The sequence below is a fragment of the Rhodococcus sp. EPR-147 genome (genome assembly GCF_001647185.1).
Lineage (GTDB): Bacteria > Actinomycetota > Actinomycetes > Mycobacteriales > Mycobacteriaceae > Rhodococcoides.
The window spans coordinates 1-397 of record NZ_LVCU01000440.1; the positions used below are offsets into that span (position 1 = coordinate 1).

1 pseudogene is annotated in these 397 nt (G+C 71.8%); it reads right to left on the minus strand.

Going from position 1 to position 397, the window contains the following annotated elements:
* A pseudogene (locus A2J02_RS19235) lies at positions 1-397 on the minus strand (DNA primase); the annotation flags it as partial.

Below are 397 nucleotides of genomic sequence, written 5' to 3' on the forward strand. Positions count from 1 at the left end.
ACTCCCCTCCGCCCAGGCCTGCAGCGGTGCCGCCGGCAGCGGCAACCGCGTCGCGCACGGCCGAATACGCCGGGTGGTGGAAGCTCTCCGGCGGGAGTGAATCGAAGACCGTGCCCGCCACGGCAGGCATCTGCAGCACAGCCTTGAGCGCTTCCCGCTGCGGCCACAGTGTCGGATCGGTGGGGTTGGGTCGCGGTGGACCCGTCGGGGCCGGTGCCGGAGCGGCCTGACGCTTCTCGAACGGGACACGTTTGCCGCTCGTGTCGCCCCTGGCACCCTTCTTCGCCTCGTCGCGCACTCGGGCGAGCACCATCGCGGTGTCGTCCCAGCCGGTCCACCCGGCCAACTGCCGGGCGTACTCGTCCCGCAACGACGCGTCCTTGATGCGGGCGACCAC